This is a genomic window from Neobacillus oceani (genome assembly GCF_046237595.1).
Classification (GTDB): domain Bacteria; phylum Bacillota; class Bacilli; order Bacillales; family Cytobacillaceae; genus Bacillus_D; species Bacillus_D oceani.
In genome coordinates, this window is sequence record NZ_CP143543.1 from 1380689 (window position 1) to 1395491 (window position 14803).

At 44.1% G+C, this 14803-nt stretch carries 12 protein-coding genes; 9 read left to right on the top strand and 3 right to left on the bottom strand.

Annotation, left to right across the window (positions count from 1 at the left end):
• The first annotated feature begins 246 nt into the window (after positions 1-246).
• Complete coding sequence (locus V1499_RS07030; protein ID WP_409274926.1) at positions 247-3057, top strand: DEAD/DEAH box helicase; 2811 nt, start codon at positions 247-249, stop codon at positions 3055-3057.
• A 3-nt stretch (positions 3058-3060) separates the two neighbouring features.
• Here V1499_RS07030 and V1499_RS07035 read toward each other — a convergent pair whose 3' ends face one another.
• Entirely contained in the window at positions 3061-3468 is a 408-nt protein-coding gene (locus V1499_RS07035) for a (deoxy)nucleoside triphosphate pyrophosphohydrolase (RefSeq protein WP_409274929.1), read from the bottom strand.
• Positions 3469-3957: 489 nt separating this feature from the next.
• Here V1499_RS07035 and V1499_RS07040 point away from each other — a divergent pair, with 489 nt between their 5' ends.
• The 5 genes from V1499_RS07040 to V1499_RS07060 are packed head-to-tail and all read left to right on the top strand — an operon-like array spanning position 3958 to position 8912.
• Positions 3958-4878 carry a hypothetical protein gene (locus V1499_RS07040; RefSeq protein ID WP_409274931.1) on the top strand — a complete coding sequence of 307 codons (921 nt, stop codon included), beginning with the start codon at positions 3958-3960 and terminating at the stop codon, positions 4876-4878.
• A gap of 33 nt (positions 4879-4911) precedes the next feature.
• Complete coding sequence (locus tag V1499_RS07045; protein ID WP_409274933.1) at positions 4912-5547, top strand: DUF4129 domain-containing protein; 636 nt, start codon at positions 4912-4914, stop codon at positions 5545-5547.
• Positions 5547-6677 carry a DUF4350 domain-containing protein gene (locus V1499_RS07050; protein ID WP_409276250.1) on the top strand — a complete coding sequence of 377 codons (1131 nt, stop codon included), beginning with the start codon at positions 5547-5549 and terminating at the stop codon, positions 6675-6677. Before V1499_RS07045 ends, V1499_RS07050 begins: the two co-directional genes overlap by 1 nt.
• The gene (locus V1499_RS07055; protein WP_409274935.1) at positions 6674-7603 is read left to right on the top strand and encodes an AAA family ATPase; all 930 of its coding nucleotides are present in this window, start codon (positions 6674-6676) and stop codon (positions 7601-7603) included. The genes V1499_RS07050 and V1499_RS07055 overlap by 4 nt, the downstream gene beginning before the upstream one ends.
• Positions 7554-8912 carry a DUF58 domain-containing protein gene (locus V1499_RS07060; RefSeq protein WP_409274937.1) on the top strand — a complete coding sequence of 453 codons (1359 nt, stop codon included), beginning with the start codon at positions 7554-7556 and terminating at the stop codon, positions 8910-8912. Before V1499_RS07055 ends, V1499_RS07060 begins: the two co-directional genes overlap by 50 nt.
• A 57-nt stretch (positions 8913-8969) precedes the next feature.
• Here the strand turns inward: V1499_RS07060 and V1499_RS07065 are convergent, their stop codons facing one another.
• Positions 8970-9959 (bottom strand): stage II sporulation protein M, encoded by a 990-nt coding sequence (locus tag V1499_RS07065; protein WP_409274939.1) that lies wholly within the window; start codon positions 9957-9959, stop codon positions 8970-8972.
• Positions 9960-10065: 106 nt separating this feature from the next.
• Here V1499_RS07065 and V1499_RS07070 point away from each other — a divergent pair, with 106 nt between their 5' ends.
• Both V1499_RS07070 and V1499_RS07075 read left to right on the top strand, forming a co-directional pair.
• Entirely contained in the window at positions 10066-10869 is an 804-nt protein-coding gene (locus V1499_RS07070) for an RDD family protein (protein WP_409274941.1), read from the top strand.
• Between the two features lie 127 nt (positions 10870-10996).
• The gene (locus V1499_RS07075; RefSeq protein WP_409274943.1) at positions 10997-11644 is read left to right on the top strand and encodes a hypothetical protein; all 648 of its coding nucleotides are present in this window, start codon (positions 10997-10999) and stop codon (positions 11642-11644) included.
• Between the two features lie 244 nt (positions 11645-11888).
• Here V1499_RS07075 and V1499_RS07080 read toward each other — a convergent pair whose 3' ends face one another.
• Positions 11889-12488, bottom strand: a complete 600-nt coding sequence (locus V1499_RS07080) for a chloramphenicol phosphotransferase CPT family protein (protein WP_409274944.1) — start codon at positions 12486-12488, stop codon at positions 11889-11891.
• Between the two features lie 365 nt (positions 12489-12853).
• On the opposite strand from V1499_RS07080, the gene ggt reads away from it, so the two are divergent.
• Entirely contained in the window at positions 12854-14623 is a 1770-nt protein-coding gene (ggt, locus tag V1499_RS07085) for a gamma-glutamyltransferase (protein ID WP_409274946.1), read from the top strand.
• Positions 14624-14803 lie beyond the last annotated feature (180 nt).

The following is a 14803-nucleotide window of genomic DNA, read 5'->3' on the forward strand; positions in this document are numbered from 1 at the left end:
TCCACTGTATGAATTGAATTTGGCCCTTAGCCTATTATATCCCAAAAACAAAAGATTTTGGTGATACCACGCTGCTTAATATGTTAAAAAACGGTTCCAATGCCGTCATTTTCAGTGAAAATCAGATATAAGTGCAAAAAAGCACATCCAATGTTTAATATCCGTCTTCAAGATTTTTTGATCTTTCTAATATCCTGGTAATATAGTAAGATTTTAGAAAAGGACTTAGAAATCAGGAGAAGCATTGTGATAATTGAAAAAAGATTAATCGTTAATTCGGATAAAGGGAATTTGCTGCAGGAATTGATAGATTCCATGAATGAGTGCAGGAAGTTCTATTTTAGTGTTGCCTTCATCAATTTCAGTGGACTTCAGCTTTTGCTTGATCCGTTGCGGGAGGCGGGGAAAAAAGGGGTAACTGGGAAGATTATTACCTCGACGTACCTCAATTTCACTGATGCAAAAGCATTGGAGAAAATAAACGAGTTTGAGAACGTTGATTTAAAGGTGTTTGTGACAGATAAGGAGATCGGCTTCCATACGAAAGCTTATATTTTTGAGTATATAGATTCTTATAAGGTCATCATTGGTTCATCCAATATTACGCAGAGTGCGTTGAAGAGTAATGTTGAATGGAACGTGAAGGTTATATCCAAGAGTGATGCTTCTTTTATTAAGGAGGTCTTGAAGGAATATGATGCTCTATGGGAAAGGTCCCAGGTTGCTGACGAGAAGCTGATTGGTGAATACGAAGAATTCCTCAAGACTCTTAAGGGAAATCAAACTTCACAGCAATTGATTTTTGAAAAACCGGAGTACATTACTCCGAACCGGATGCAGCGGCGCGCCATTGATAATCTTGCCAGGCTTCGGGAATTTGGTGAAAAGAAGGCGCTTGTCATTGCAGCAACCGGTACTGGAAAAACGTATATGTCCGCATTTGATGTGAAAAGCTTCCGGCCAAAGAAGCTGCTTTTTGTTGTACATAGGGAAGAAATTTTGAAAAAAGCAAAAGAAACCTTCGAAAAGCTGCTACCAAATGAACGAATTTCATTTGGGCTGTTAACAGGCAATCACAAGCAGAAGAATGCTGATTATATTTTCACAACGAACCTTACAATCTCAAATTGTTATCACGAATTTAGGAGAGATGAATTCGATTATATTATCATCGACGAAGCCCATCACGCCACGAGTTCAACATACCAAGCCGTTTTAGATTATTTTGAACCTAAATTCACTCTTGGGATGACAGCAACACCTGAACGGAGCGACGGGAATAATGTATTCGACCTTTTTGACAATAATGTCGCGCTAGAGGTTCGTCTTCACGAAGCGCTTGATGACGAGCTGGTCATCCCGTTTCATTATTTCGGTATCACCGATATTGAAGGAGTCGATCTGAGTGATGTTTCAATTGATGACATCGCGGAAGTAACAAAGCGCCTAAAGGTGAATGAGCGGGTTGATTTTATCATTGAGAAGATGGAATTCTACGGATATGACGGCGAAAAGCGTAAATGTCTTGGGTTTTGTGCGAGTATTGAGCATGCCCAGTACATGGCTGCCGAGTTTAATCGGAGAGGCTACAAGAGTACTTGCCTGCATGGCGGGGATTCAGCTAGTACACGTGAAGAGGCCATTAACCGATTGGAAAATGACTATGACCAACTAGAGTTCATTTTTACCGTTGATATTTTTAATGAAGGGGTCGACATTCCTTCAGTAAATTCTGTCCTCATGCTAAGGCCGACTAACTCGCCGATCATTTTTATCCAGCAACTTGGCCGTGGGTTGCGGAAGCACGCAGGTAAAAGTTTTTTGACAGTGCTTGATTTTATCGGGAATCATAATAAAACGTTCTTGATTGCCCTGGCCCTTAATGGCAGCCGCTATTATGATAAGGAGAGCCTGAAGGTTGCTGTTGCGACCGGTTTTGCCAATATCCCTGGATGCACTCACATTCAAATGGACAAGATTTCGCAGGAACGAATCCTGATGCAGATTGACCAGGAAAACTTCAATTCGATGAAGTATTTAAAGGAAGAATATTTTGAGTTTAAAAAGCTGAACCAGGGAAGGATTCCTTATTTCTTGTTGGATTATTTGAAGTATGATGGAGCGCCCGATCCAGTAAAATTCATCGATAAAGAGAAAACCTATTTGCAGTTTGTCGCTAAGGTGGAGAAGACAGAGCGGTTGAAAGCCTTGTTAAGCGATGATTCGTTCGAACAAGCGATGAAAGAACTATCAAGCAAGTTGCCGCTTAAGCGAGTTTATGAGTTTGTTGTTATTAAGTATCTGCTTGACCATGACTACATCTCTTTAGCTACGGCCAAAAGTGAAATTTTAAAGTGGGTTAAACTCGTTGATGATGATAGTGTCCTTCATGCATTTCAAACCTTAAATCAGGATTTTTATGACAGCGGGGAATTGAGCAGGAATCTGAAGTTGTTCAATTTTCAGGATGAAATTCTTATGAAGACCCCGGTATTTCAGAGCATTCTTACGAACGAGGAATACCGGAAGTACATTGAGGATATTGTCATGTACGGGATTTTCCGTTATGAAAAAGAATTCAAGAACGAATACTACGGAGTCCCGCATTTGAAACTGTATGAACAGTATAAAATGGCGGATGCCGCTTTGCTTTCAAATTTCCGGAAAAGCCACAGTTCCTTTAGAGGCTCAGGTCTTTTAACAAACGGGAATGACTATTTCTTGTATATCGACCTGCACAAGGACGCTGATGTGGAGGAAAGACTTGCGTATAAGGATGAAATTAAGAGCCTACGCGAATTCCAGTGGCAAACTCCCCACACAACAGCCCAACACACAAATACAGGGCAGAATATTATTTACAATAAAGCCCGAGGGATTAATCTTCATTTGTTTATCAGGAAATACAAAGTCATTGACGGTAAAAATGAACCGTTTATTTATATCGGGAAAGGGAACACAACCAGCTTTGAAGGTAACAAGCCCATCACCGTACAAATGGAATTGGAACATGAGCTGCCCTACAATCTTTATATTGAATTTACGAAAAAAGTATAGTCTTCAAACGACTATACTTTTTTCGTTTATCAACTTTTCAACCGCAGGTACATCCGCAGGTGCCCACACGAGCGAGCTTAGATTTTCCCTCTTCAACCAGATTAACTTTGAATGTTCTGTCGGGGTTGGCGTACCGCCAGTGATTCTGCATTTAATCGCAATCAAATTTATGATGAACGTATCATATTCATGAATAATGTCATTATGTAATTCAATCGGTTCAATCTGGCAATGCAATTCCTCTTCAATTTCCCTCGTGAGGGCAGAAAATAAATCTTCATTAGGTTCGACCTTCCCACCCGGAAACTCCCACATATTCGGAATCGACATTTCCGGTGACCTTAGTGCACAAAGGATTTCATTTTGTTCATTTTCAATGATTGCTGCAACAACTTTTACTGTCTTTTTCATGAGAACCTCCGTTTAAAATAGTACTAATAAACATAATAGCATTTTTAAAAAAACATGCCAGGTTATTGGAATTGTTTATGGATACAGTTGTTACACTATCCACTCCTTGTAACCTTGATAATGCAAGTGGAGACAAGGCTTACTACGGGTTTTTCTCTGTCCTAAAGTACTCTCTGTTTCCATCTTAACCATATACTCCTCCCAAATTATTCGATTAGTGATGCAAAGCAAAAGTTGCGTGAATTAGAATCCAGCAGCAATTTTGAAAAGCTGGTTTTTGTCGCTGCCATCCTTAATGGCTGTTTGAAATCCCTAAATTATATTAAGTGAGATGTGAGATGAGGCGGGGGCACTTCTCATTTTCTTTTTATAATATGTGCAAGGCACCACTATGGAATTTCAAATTTTTTGTAAAAGTGGGAGCGAGGGGACGGTCCGCATGTTAAAATGAGTATTATGAATTATCTTAACTTTTGGGAGGATTTTTAAGTGGATGATAGGTTTAGCAAGCCAAAGAGTGTTGGGGAAATATTGGATCACACGTTTACGCTGAGCAGGAATCATTTTAAGAAGTTCATGACCGTGCTTTTGTCTATCATGGGACCGGTTTATCTCATTGATGCGTTGTTTCAGGTGGGTGCGGGTAAACCATTGTTTCGTGATAAGAGTGGCGAGGGAGATTGGTTTGAGCAGATGATGGCTAGCTTTGAGGGATCAGGGGAAGTTGACCCCTCTTTTATGACGGCTGAATTTGTTGGAATCGGCGTGACCGCGCTGCTTAGCCTGTTTTTATTTCCGATTGCCCAAGCTGCCATTCTTTTCGCGGTTAACCATGTTCGTAAAAACGAAGAGTACACGGTTGGTTCGGTATTCAAATTGGCGTTGTCACGCTATTGGGCAATGCTTGGAAGCTCGATTTTGTACTTTCTCATGGCCATCGCCTTTATTACCATCCCGACTATCGGAATAGTCGCAGGCGGTATGATTGGAGGGTTATTCAATGATGCTACGGGCATCATCCTGACCGTCATAGGTTCGATTGGCCTCTTCCTTGTCGTGGTACTGTTGTTGACGCGCTTCAGCTTTTACTTTGGCTCAGTTGTACTGGACCGGAAATCGCCAGGGCTCGGCCGCAGTTGGAAGTTGACGAAAAAGCGGACATGGAAGCTGCTGGGCATCTATATTGTCTTTTCCCTGATTACGACTATTATCTCAGCATCCGTCGAGATGGCCTTTACCGCCTTTTTGGGGAGCAGTGTATTGCTGTCGGTCATCATCAGTCTAGTCTCTATTTTGACAACGATGTTTTTCTCCGTAGGCTATTGTGTCATCTACCTTGATTTAAAAGTGAGAAACGAGGCGGATGACCTGAAGGAATTGCTTTCAGAATATGAACCTCTTTCTTCTTGATGGCAAAAATCGAATTTGAGTTAGGTGAAGGTTTTGATTGATTCTACTGAGGCAAGGAAAGAACTTGAAGAAATCCTTAAACAAGATGAATATACTGTTTATTCCAAACCGCCCGGCTTCGTTGAAAAATGGTGGAATCAGGCGATGGCTTGGCTCGCTGATCTTTTGGAAAGCTGGTTTCCTTCCCTGGAACAAGGGTCAAGGTCAGCTGCGGCGCCGGTGCTCATTGCGATTATTGCCATTGCTGTTCTCCTTCTAGCCTGGATTGTCTATCTGCTGATCAGGAATAGCCGAAGGAAAATGCTGAACAGGGAATTTAAGCCGCTTCAGTTTTCCCGGGAAATTGACTGGACGTATGAGATGCATATGGAGAGGGCTTCCAAGCTTGAAGCTGAAGGCCAGCTCCGTGCGGCTGTCCGCCATTTTTTCCTCGCCCTGCTATTGTTTTTGCACGAGCAAAAGTGCATTGAAGCAAGACAGTGGAAAACGAATTGGGAATACTTCGCTGAACTAGGTAAATCCAGCAGGGCTGATGCAGATCGTTTCTATGAGCTTGCTTCTGTTTTTGATGAAGTGGCATACGGTGAAAGACAAATCAGCAACAATGATTTTCTCTTCTTCCGCGGCAAAATTGCTGCATGGCTGGAGGAAGGGAGGGTGGACCGGTGATGGGTAAACGTGGTTCACTCCTGCGCTCATGGCTTCCCTTTGTTGGACTGATTACGGTTTTTATAGCCATTCTTATTATTGGATATCAGCCTGAAGCAAGAAATTATCCCAAATACATCGCCTCATCGCCGGCACCAACCGGAGTGAAGGCGATTTATACGTTCCTGCAAGAGAAGAAAAATGCGAAGGAATGGGTGCACCAGCCAAAGGTACTGCCCAAATCTGCCCAAGGCCAGCTTCTAATCATGGTGGAGCCGCTGAATATCTCGAAAACCGCAGAAATGGAGCAGTATGAGGAATTCATGGAGGCGGGGAATTCAATCCTGCTTCTGTCACACATACCGGACGGTTTTTTCGCCTTGAAAACGTCAGCCGTAAAACCGGTGGAAAAACCGAACCTGCTGGAAGACGAAGAAAAGAATACATACAAAGTGAATGTAAACCTGCCTAACAGGCTGATTCCATCAAAAAAGGATAAGATTCTCCTCAACGACAAGGAGGGTGCTGTCGCCATCCAAAGGGAGGTTGGAAAAGGTAAATTATATGTTCTCGTAGCGCCAGAACTTATCACGAACAGTGAAGTGCTGAAGGAGGACAACCTTGCCGTCTTTTTGAAAATCGTGAACGATGCCGACCCTTCTGCCGTTTTATTTGATGAGTATGTGCACGGTGAACGAAGCGTATTGTCAGGAGTCCTCGTTTATCCGAAATGGTTTTTGCTCCTCATTCTTCAGGGGACGATTGCCGCCGCCATTTTCCTTTGGCTAAAAGGGAAACGGTTTGGTCCGGTTTACGCACCGCGTGAGGAGTACGTACGTTTCAGTGACGAAGGCATCCAGGCACTCGCAGCATGGTATATCCGCGGCAGGCGTTACGGGGACAGCATCAAGATTCAGGCCGATTATACGAAGCAGTTGCTTCAGGAAAAATGGCGAATTCCTTATTCAACGCCATGGATTGATGCGGCAGAATATTTGGAAAGGAAATGGACTGTGAAATCCGCAGAGGAAATAAAAGAGTTTTCACAGGGGTTGTCCGCCGTTTTGGCGAAAGACGGGCTGAACAAACAAGAATACCTGCTTTGGTCGAGGCTTCTCGACGACTTGAGGATAGAGGTGGAGAAAGGTTGAATAAACAGCTGCAAGCATTATTGGATTCCTACGAGGAAAGGATTCTTGGCCAGGCTACGAATCTGCGCCTGCTATTGTGTGCGGTCCTGACAGGAGGCCATGTGCTGCTCGAAGGAGTACCAGGCACCGGAAAAACAAAAATAGTGCGGACACTTGCCGGCCTGCTCGGCGGGGATTTCGGCCGCATTCAGTTTACGCCAGATCTGCTCCCGAGCGATATTACCGGAAGCATGATTTACAATATGAAGGAAGGTAGCTTCCAGACACTAAAGGGGCCTATATTTACGAATATCCTCCTGGCGGATGAAATCAACAGGACACCCGCCAAAACACAGGCTGCATTGCTTGAAGCGATGGAGGAGAAGCAGGTGACGATCCAGGGCGATACCTACCGTCTGCCGGATGTGTTTTTCGTTGTCGCCACGCAAAACCCGATTGAATTCGAAGGGACGTACCCACTTCCAGAGGCGCAGCAGGACAGGTTCCTGTTTAAGCTGGCCATTGGCTTTCCATCCTTTGAGGAGGAAAAACAGGTTCTGAAAAACGACCTGCACCATGTTTTTGCTGTGGAAGACATACAGACGGTCCTTGATCTTGAAACGTTTATCTTTATTCGAAATGAAATCGCGTCGATTACAGTCGAGGACAAAGTGCTCGATTATATGATGCAAATAGTCAGGAAAACGAGGGAGTCCGACTATATCCGCTTTGGGGCGAGCACACGTTCCGCGATTTCCATCGGAAAAGCAGCGCGCGCTTGGGCCTATCTGTCGGGCCGGCAGTATGTGACGCCCGATGATGTGAAAATGGTGGCAAAACCAGCACTGAGGCATCGGATTCAGCTTGCACCGCATATGGAATTGGAGGGAGCGGCCGTTGACCAGATCATTGAAGAACTTGTGGGATCGGTTCCTGTTCCGAGATAGGGGCATTGTCCCGACAAAAAGGCTGCTAATAGCTTTTTTGCCGCTATCCGCCCTTTTATTGGGTGCAGTCATAGTTAAGGTTTCCTGGTTGATGATTTTTGGTGCGAATGTGCTTTTCCTTGCACTTAGCCTGGCCGATTTGCTTTTTACACCGAAGCGGAAGGAACTGTCCTTCCAGAGGGTATTCCCAGGCGAAATGGAGAGGGGAATACCAGCCAGGATTGAGGTGCTGGTAGCGAATAAGTCGCGGCACGCATTTTTGTTCCGCTTCATCGACGGAGTACCGCAAACCTTTAGGCAGCCGTTTCCTGTCACAGGCAGTGCAAATGGACAATCGGAAACAATCATCCCATATGAAACGGTCGCTTCTGTCCGCGGAGATTATCAGATTGGCAACTTATTCTTTCGTTACCGCAGCAGTCTCGGGTTATGGGAAAAACAGGTGACGCCTCATCTTTCCGACCAGGTCAAGGTGATCCCTGACTTGACGGAAACGCGCAGGTATCTGGAAAATGCCCAGCAATTCCTGTTGCATGAAGGTACGGCTATTCGCCGAAAAAGGATGGGCGAAGGCGATTTTGCCAAGGTGCGGTCCTATGTGCCCGGCGATGATCCGCGGAAAATCAATTGGCGCCAAACTGCAAAGCTGCACGAAGTAATGGCGAATGAATACGAACCCGAACATGGGAAGTACATCACGCTTATGATCGATTGCGGGAGGATGATGGGAGCCGAAATGAAAAAAGGCAACCGCCTGGAACAGGTACTGGAATCAGTGATGACAGTGGCGGCGGCTGTGCTGCAAAAAGGCGACTATGTATCAGTCCTTGCTTTTTCAAAAAACATTAAGGTGTATGTCCCGCCTGCAAAGGGGATGAATCATCTTCAGACAATTCTTCAGGCGATTTACGGTCTTGAAGTCGATCCTGTCGAGCCGAATTACGGAGCAGTGCTACAGTATCTCGAGAATGTCCAAAAGAAGAGGAGCCTCCTGCTGCTGTTCAGCGATGTCCGGACCTTCCTTCATGAAGAAAACGCGCTCGTTTATTTGAAACGGCTGCGGCAACGGCATTTGTTTTTCATGGTTGGAATCGTGGATGGAACCTTAAAAGAACGGATCGCAATGAGGCCTGACGAAGTGAAAACGGCGATGATCAAAAGTATCGCCCAGCAACAGGAGCTGCTTAAACATAGAGGCAAAAACAAATGGGAAAAGCAGGGCCTCCAAATGGTGGAGGCCAAAGAGGAACATCTCGCCGTCACGGCGATTTCGCATTATATCGACATCATGAACCAAAATGCTCTTTAGGAGTTGTTTTTGGCTAATCAGAATTTATATCCATAAATTCTGACCGCATAAGAAAAACTAAGCCATCCGCCGAAAGGACTGGCGGATGCCAGTTTTTCTAAAGAATCTCAGTCCTCCGACAATGGCATAAAGCAGAAGTGCAAGGACGGTTAAAACGGCCACCGCGTACTTCGCTTCGAGCGAAATGCTTGCAGGAGTGATATAGCCTTCAATGATCCCGGCGATGACGAACAAGGGAATCGTTCCGAGCAGCAGCTGAACGGACCGTTTTGCCTGCCTTTTCAGCTGGTACCCGCGCGACAGATTGCCGGGTACAAACAGTTTGTAGCCCATCAAAAGGCCTGAGCCGCCAGCGATGAAGATGGCAGTCAATTCGATCATGCCGTGAGGTACAATATATGCCCAGAAATCATACGTTTTCCCAGAGTGCCAGAAAAGGGCGGCAAGGGCGCCGACGATTACACCGTTGTAAACGAGCAAATACACAGTCAAAAGCCCAAAGGTAATGCCGCCGGCAAATGCGAGAAACGCGACCTGTATATTGTTCGTCATGATTTCCGTAGACATGACGGCCGAATCGATGGCTTCATGCCCTTCCCCGAGCCGGTCCGGGTCGACCGCATGCGAGATGCTATCGGGAAGAAGTGTATATATATGGAGCGGGTCGTTCACAACCGCAACAAAGCTGCCGGCCGCCCCAACGGTAAACAGCACGAACGCGATAAAGACGAACCGCCATTGTTCAAGCAGCAGCCCAATGAATTTTGTGCTGAAAAAATGGCGGATTTGCTTGCCGCTTGAGATTTGGTCTTTATACAGGAGATTATGAGACTTCGAAACGAGGCCATTTAAGTATCCGGTGACGTCATCATTCGGAAAATGCGTCTGGCAATAGGATAGGTTTTGGGAGGCTTTCTGGTAAAGCCGGTGAAAAGAGTCGATTTTTTCTCCGGTGATTCCCTTTTTGCACCCGCTAAGCTCGGCAATGAGCTGTTCAAGCTGTTTCCATTCTTCACGATGTTTTTTGATCAGCTGTTTTATGTCCATATAGGCACCTGCTTGTACTGGATTTCTTTGGCATTTATCTTCATTATAGATTTTTTTGCCGAGAATAGAAAGATTAATAGAAAACTGTAAGAGCCGGAGGAGTAGCATGCAGCAGGAAAAAATCGATATCAAAACACCGGAATACGTTTCTTTGCAATTCCAAACCGCAGGACTTGGCAGCAGGGCGGCTGCGTTCCTGATTGACCAGGCGCTGTTAATGGCATTCAATATTGCTGTTGTACTGATTGTTTTACTTTCCCTTGGGGCTGGCTTTGAGGTCTGGCTGATCCGTTATACCGAATCGTATGTACTGGGATTTCTTATTATCGGGCTGTTTGTCGTCAATTGGGGATATTTTTTTGTCTATGAGTTTTTCTCCGGCGGCAGGACGCTTGGGAAAAAGCTTCTAGGCATCCGTGTCATGCAGGAAAACGGGCACAGCATCACACTTCTGTCGAGCCTGATCCGAAATCTGATTCGCATCATTGACATGCTGCCCGCCTTTTATTTCATCGGCATTGTCATGATTTTTTTCCATAAACAGCACAAGCGGCTCGGTGACCTCGTCGCCGGAACGATTGTCATTCATGAGCGAAAGGTGAAAAAGGGAAAAAAGAGTTCACCGCTGGAAACGGAAATGAAGAACAGGGGCGTCAGCAAGGAAACGCTGGCACTTGACGACTGGACAATCAAATCCTTCAGTGCCAAGGACTGGAAGCTCATCAACACATACGCCGCCCGCTTCCTCCAACTCCCCAAAAACGAAAAAACCGAACTAACAAAGCAAGTTGCTGCCATACTACTTACAAAAGCAGGAGTCGAGTGGCACACCCAAACAGAGGCAGAACTCGAAAATAACCTTCTCGCCATCTACCTCCATTTAAAGGAAGAATGGGAGTTTGAGATGTAGCAACTATGACATACTTTTACCAGAGAAACGGGAAAAACCTTCTAAACGGAACAAGCGCCCATGATATGGTATTTTAATGTTAAAGGATATTGATGGGACAGCCTAAGAGGACAAATGGAGGTGTCTTGTGTCTGTACTTTTTGCTTTGTTATTTATCATCGGTATTTATTGTCTCATACGGGATTGTATAAATCTTAAGAAGGCAATTGGCCTTGCTGAAAATGCGTTGTTCCCCGTGACGGAAGAGGATTTTTCCAGTGTCCTTATTGCGGGGGAATGGAAAATCGCATCGAGGCTGTCTAAACGGACTAAATCCTATCTAATCGTCAAATGGGGAACAGCTGCGGCCCTCATCCTTTTGGCAGCCTTGCTGGTTATTGTTATTTATACCAATTGGTTAGGTTCGTATCTCTTCAGTTCTGCCTATTTGTTCTACATGCTCCTAAATGCAGTCAAGCACCCCGGCAATTTTTATATTGTACCGAATGGAATCATTCTACAGAGTAAATTCATATCTTCTTCGGATATAAAGGAATACTCGGTGGAAAGGATTGTCCGCTGGCATGCTTTATATGGTCTTGATTCCCGGGCAAACAATGGATATAAAGTCAGTTTCGATTTTAAAAATAAGCTTACTCTGCCGGATTATGTAGTGATAACTGAGAAAAAGGAGCTCGAGACCGTTATCGAACTACTTGACGCCCAGGGGATCCATTTAAAAATCCAGATAGATGAGCCTGCTGTTGCGGCTGGTTTTAAGGGAGATAAAGGATGAGACTCGCGTAAGGGATGAGACATAGCATAAGTAGTTCCGATAACGTGGAGAAAAAGAAAAAAACTCCTGAAAAAGCAGGCTAAATAAAATCCGAAATCACACATTAAACAGCAATGGAATTAGCAAGAAAAACCGACCGACAATTTTCTTGAGTCGATCGGTTTTTTCTAGTGTCATATTCAATTAATGCATCCGTAAGCTCAATAATAACAGTCTGTTTTTTAGGAAAACTTTTTCATTTATCTTAAAGTGTTTGTTTCATTTCATCAAATGCTAAAGGAACGTTATCTTCATTATGTATGTATTCTTTAATCATCAAAGCACATTCTCTTGTACTGGAATTTGAGGTGTCCACTTCGTAATCATAAATTATATGCCTATGCACTTGCTCAAGTTGTGCTTTAGCGGAACCAATTTTTCTGTTTCCCCTTGATAATTCTCTTCGTTCAAGTTCTTCTAACGAACAATGAACACCAATAAAATAAACCGAGTGGTCGGATAATAATTCACAGCATTCCTTCAACCATTCGGGTAATAATACAATGTGGTCTACAATCACATTTTTCTCTAACATAGCTAAGAATTTAATAAAATGATGAAATAAAGAAAACATCGAGGGTCTAATCATATAAAATGCTTTTATCATCTTTTCGTCATATGGATTATATCCCTCTGGTATAAAACTCTCAAGAAACTCTCCGATTTGGTCTGCAGACAGATAAATGTATGGTTCTTCAAGGATGTTCACAAGTTCATTTGCAAGACTTGTTTTTCCAGAACTCGATGCACCGTTAAGAAATATGATTTTTCCATTACTACTCTTTGCCGACCTTTTTAGTTCCATAATAATCCTCCACGGAGTTTTTCTATTTAAACTACATTGACCAGAAAAATTTTCGAAATATTTATTTTATTTTAACATAAAACGTGTTATTCCCTTACTTTTTATTAAAATTGTCTTGAATTGGCATAGCAAATAACGATGGAATTAGCTCCCCAATTTCCAAAATGACATAATTATTGTCACACCGTTATAAGCCACCAAAATACATGTAAGAAGGACACGCTTTTCAGCAAGCCTATTTACCCTGTTCTCGAAAAAGAGCTAGGACTAATTATTCAAAATTTAAAATATTCCGTCAAATAACTTGCTAATTTTCTTCGCTTTTCCCTACCATGGAAATGAAATGATTTCAAGGAGGGGTTTGCTTGAAGAAAATATGGCGAGTTGGTTTGTTTGCTTTACTCTGTGTTCTGTTATTGGTTGGTACATTACCGATTACCGGGGAGGCAAAAAATCCAAAGTTCAGTTATGGCAATTACAATCAGGTGGACCTTGGCAAGGATGGCATGGTGGCGACGGCCCATCCCCTTGCTTCTGAAATTGGAGCAGACGTTCTCGAAAAAGGGGGCAATGCCATTGATGCGGCTATAGCGATTCAGTTCGCACTAAACGTAGTTGAACCAATGATGTCCGGGATAGGCGGCGGGGGATTCATGATGGTGTATGATGGCAAAACGAAGGAAACAACCATCGTAAACAGCCGGGAACGTGCCCCAGGTGGCGCGACGCCTGATATGTTCCTCGATGAAAATGGCAATCCGATTCCTTTTGCAACACGATCGACTGGCGGAACAGCCGTTGGGGTTCCCGGCACATTAAAGGGGCTTGAGACTGCTCTTGACATGTGGGGAACGAGAAACATGGAGCAATTGATTGGGCCAGCCGTCAAGCTTGCTGACAAAGGGTTCCCGATTGATTCTGTCCTTGCAGAAGCAATAGCGGAAAATAAAGAAATGCTGTCTCGTACTGCTGCCAAAGATGTCTTCCTTCCGGGCGGCAAACCACTTCAGGAAGGTGATATCCTCGTTCAAAAAGATTTGGCTAAAACCTTTAAGCTGATTCGTGCAAAAGGGAGCGATGCTTTTTATAAAGGAGAGATAGCGAAAGCCATTGCGGACGTTGTCCAGGATTTCGGTGGTTCCATGCAGGTCAGTGACTTGCAGAAGTATGATGTCACAATCGACAAACCTATTTGGGGAGACTACCAGGGTTACCAAATTGCCAGCATGCCTCCTCCAAGTTCTGGCGGGGTATTTCTTTTGCAAATGCTGAAAATCCTCGATGGATTTAATTTATCTCAATACGATGTAAATTCTGTTGAAAAGTATCATTTGCTGGCGGAATCGATGCATCTTGCCTATGCGGACCGTGCCGCATATGCCGGCGACCCTGAATTTGTCAACGTGCCGATCAATGGGTTGCTGCATCCTGACTATATCAAGGAACGCCAAGCGCTTATCAGTCTCAACAGTGTAAATAAGAATGTAACAGCCGGCAATCCATGGAAATATGAAACTGGCTCAGCGAATTACTCTCAAACAAGCCAGCCAAATGATCGGAAATATGGTGAGACTACCCACTTTACTGTAGCGGACAGATGGGGAAATGTCGTTTCGTACACAACGACAATTGAGCAGCTTTTCGGGACAGGCATCATGGTTCCTGGCTACGGAATTATGCTGAACAATGAACTGACCGATTTTGATGCCGTTCCTGGCGGGGCGAATGAAGTTCAGCCAAACAAACGGCCATTGAGCAGCATGACCCCGACAATTGTGTTTAAAGATAACAAGCCAGTATTGACCGTTGGTTCACCAGGAGGGCCAACCATTATCACTTCCGTCCTGCAGACAATTCTCCATGCTATCGAATATGACATGGAGCTGAAAGGGGCTGTCGAGCAGCCACGAATATACACAAATAACATTAATTCTTACCGTTTTGAAGAGGGAATCAGCAATGAAACCATTGCCAAGCTCAACGAAATGGGGCATAAATTCGGGCCTGAGCCAACCACGATTGGCAATGTTCAAAGCATTCTCATTGACAATGAAAAAGGATTCTTTAAAGGAGTCGCAGATTCGAGCCGAAACGGCGCGGCAATTGGGGTCAATTTAAAAGGGAAAAAGAAGTAGGTCAGGTCGCAAAGGATTACCTTAAATAGGGGTGATACTTCCGCTCTTGTTGAATGGGTAACGCAGTTTGTAAGACCTAGATCACTTTCGTTACATCTTTCATGCAAAAAGCTAAGCCTGGTCATTCCGCTTAGTTTTTTGCATTTATGGAGGGTTATTTGATGATTTAATTGAGATATG

What these genes read in the sequence shown, in the direction of transcription:
- V1499_RS07035 (WP_409274929.1), bottom strand. Translation starts at nt 3,468, where the DNA reads ATGAAAAAGACAGTAAAAGTTGTTGCAGCAATCATTGAAAATGAACAA.
- V1499_RS07050 (WP_409276250.1), top strand. Translation starts at nt 5,547, where the DNA reads ATGGGTAAACGTGGTTCACTCCTGCGCTCATGGCTTCCCTTTGTTGGA.
- V1499_RS07065 (WP_409274939.1), bottom strand. Translation starts at nt 9,959, where the DNA reads ATGGACATAAAACAGCTGATCAAAAAACATCGTGAAGAATGGAAACAG.
- V1499_RS07070 (WP_409274941.1), top strand. Translation starts at nt 10,066, where the DNA reads ATGCAGCAGGAAAAAATCGATATCAAAACACCGGAATACGTTTCTTTG.
- V1499_RS07080 (WP_409274944.1), bottom strand. Translation starts at nt 12,488, where the DNA reads ATGGAACTAAAAAGGTCGGCAAAGAGTAGTAATGGAAAAATCATATTT.